Source organism: uncultured Brevundimonas sp., from assembly GCF_937870815.1.
Lineage (GTDB): Bacteria > Pseudomonadota > Alphaproteobacteria > Caulobacterales > Caulobacteraceae > Brevundimonas.
Map to the genome: position 1 here is coordinate 1 of NZ_CALMZS010000186.1, position 2239 is coordinate 2239.

Here is a 2239-nt window from a genome sequence, read left to right on the forward strand (position 1 = left end):
TCCTCGTGGAGGTCGCGAAGGATCGCGTCCACGACCTCGTTCCAGGGACCGTAAGTAATCCGGCAGCGCAAAACGCAGCGCTCCCGTTGAATGGAACGACGGTCGGCGTCGGCTTGGGCGGATTTCGATCCTGTCCTCATGGGCCTCAACTTGCCCGGGCGAGCTTTCAAAACCATGAGCGTCGGTCGGCTACTCGTCTGGATGCGTCGATCCGGGCTAAGACCAACGGCATGAGCGCACCCCTCAGGTCCGGCCTTCGAGCGGTCCCCCGAAGCATCTGGGCGATCGGCTTCGTCTCCATGTTCATGGACGTCTCGTCGGAGATGATTCACAGCCTCCTGCCCGTCTTTCTGGTGACCGGCCTTGGCGCGAGCGTCGCGCTCGTTGGACTGCTAGAAGGCGTCGCCGAGGCCACGGCGTCGATCACCAGGGTTTTCTCCGGCTGGCTCAGCGACCGCCTTGGCCACCGCAAATGGCTGGCGGTGGCGGGCTATGGCCTGGGCGCCTTGACCAAGCCGATCTTTCCGCTCGCGGTGACCCCGTTCGAGGTGTTCGGCGCGCGATTCGCGGACCGCGTCGGCAAGGGCATTCGCGGCGCGCCCCGCGACGCCCTGGTCGCCGACATCGCGCCGCCCGGGATCCGCGGGGCGGCGTTCGGTCTGCGCCAGTCCCTCGACACGATCGGCGCTTTCGCTGGCCCCCTCGTGGCAATGGGCTTCATGTTCGTTCTCGCAGGCGACATCCGCGCGGTATTCGCCTGGGCCGTGGTTCCAGCCGCGCTTGCGGTCGCGGTGCTCATCTTCGCGGTCCAGGAGCCCCGCCCCGTCGACGGCGTGCGTCATCCGCGACCGCCGATCCGATGGATCGATGTGCTCGCGATGGGCGGAGCGTTCTGGTCTGTCGTCGCCCTGGGCGTGGTGTTCACCATGGCGCGGTTCAGCGAGGCCTTCCTGGTGTTGAGGGCGCAGGATGTCGGCCTCGCCATCGCTCTTGTGCCCGTGGTGATGGTGGTGATGAATGTGGTCTATTCGGTCGTGGCCGCGCCCGCCGGGAGCCTGTCGGACCGGATGGGTCGACGTTGGCTGCTCATCCTGGGCCTCGCGATTCTGATCGCCGCCGACATGGTCCTTGCCTTCGTGGCGACTATTCCCGGTGTTCTGATCGGGGTCGCCCTGTGGGGCCTGCACATGGGCCTGACCCAGGGATTGCTGGCGGCTCTGGTGGTGGATACGGCCCCGTCGCACATGCGTGGAACGGCCTTTGGTCTGTTCAATCTCGCCAGCGGCGTGACCTTGCTGGCGGCCAGTGTCGTCGCCGGCTTGCTGTGGTCCCGGATGGGACCGGAGGCGACCTTCCTCGCCGGCGCCGTGTTCGCCCTGCTGGCGACGGCAGGGCTTGTGTCTATGGTATCGCGTCGTCCGGGCGGAGGGACGGCGGCCCTCTGAGCGGCTTCCTGGCCGTTAGTCGCCGCCCTCGACCGCACTGGAACCATCAGTAGGGTGAGGACTTCATCCGCCCCACCCCGTCGAGTTCCTCGAAGGCCTTAGGCGCACTCAAGGTTGATGTTCTGCGGTTCGCCGGACACCTGTGCCGCCAAGGCACTGGCCAGCCGACGCTCAGCGATGGTCGCGATCTGAAGGGAAAGGCAAGGCCTGGTCTGTGAGACCTCGGATCCTCCCGGGAACCGCCAGCCTGGGGCCTGTCTGCAGGCCGGGGAACAGATCATATCCGCTCCAGCGCCCCCTTAAGCTTTGCCGCGACCTCCGCCGCCTTGTCCGACAGCGCCGGATTTCCGATCGCCTGCATGGAGGCGACCGGATCGATCGCGGCGACCTCGATCATCCCGTCCGGGCGTTCCTGCACCACCACATTGCAAGGCAGCATGGTGCCGACCTTGTCCTCGAATTGCAGCGCCTCATGCGCCATCGCCGGATTGCAGGCGCCCAGGATGAGATAGGGTCGGAAGTCCACGTCGATCTTGGTCTTCAACGTCGCCTGAACGTCTATTTCGGTGATGACCCCGAAACCTTCCTGCTTCAGCGCCTCGCGAGTCCGGCCGACCACCTCGTCGAAACCGCCCTCGAGGGTCCTGGAAAAATAGTAGGTCACGGCTTTGTCTCCGTTGCAGATATCGCGTGGCGATCAATCGTCGTTGGGCTCATCTTGAGACGCGTCGGTCATCCAGCCCCACCGCTGGAAGATTTCCGCGCCCGCCGGGGCTTCCCGGAACTCCAGCACT

At 65.7% G+C, this 2239-nt stretch carries 2 protein-coding genes; one reads left to right on the forward strand and one right to left on the reverse strand.

Translation table 11 applies throughout. The features are described 5' to 3' along the window. A partial coding sequence (locus Q0588_RS12510) for an MFS transporter (RefSeq protein WP_366872956.1) occupies positions 1–1445 on the forward strand: 1445 nt, incomplete at its 5' end. 277 nt (positions 1446–1722) lie between these two features. On the opposite strand, the gene Q0588_RS12515 is transcribed toward Q0588_RS12510, so the two are convergent. Beyond that, the gene (locus Q0588_RS12515; protein ID WP_298746586.1) at positions 1723–2109 is read right to left on the reverse strand and encodes a DUF302 domain-containing protein; all 387 of its coding nucleotides are present in this window, start codon (positions 2107–2109) and stop codon (positions 1723–1725) included. Positions 2110–2239: the final 130 nt, after the last annotated feature.